This is a genomic window from Vallitalea sediminicola (genome assembly GCF_054408565.1).
This window is the reverse complement of record NZ_BTPT01000171.1, coordinates 1-238: the sequence shown is the minus strand read 5'-3', so window position 1 is coordinate 238 and position 238 is coordinate 1. Positions and strand designations below refer to the sequence as shown.

The following is a 238-nucleotide window of genomic DNA, read 5'->3' as shown; positions in this document are numbered from 1 at the left end:
ATATAAAAACATTGCAAGAGAAGAAATTGCAATGTTTTTATATATCCTGACTGTTCCATCACTATATCCTGTCAACAATCCAGAATATTGTAGCAAATCCACGTATTCATCAGCCCATGTTGGAATCTTAGCTTTATCAGTGAAATCATTACTTGGTGGTAATACTGTTGCAGTCATTTCTAATATTCTACCTAAGACAGTTATTACTTCTGCTCTAGTGATATTTTTATTAGGCATA

At 32.4% G+C, this 238-nt stretch carries 1 protein-coding gene; it reads right to left on the bottom strand.

Features of this window, described 5'->3' with window-relative positions; all coding sequences use genetic code 11:
* Positions 1-238: S-layer homology domain-containing protein (locus ACX6CF_RS26300; RefSeq protein ID WP_458788347.1), on the bottom strand; the 238-nt coding region annotated here is incomplete at both ends.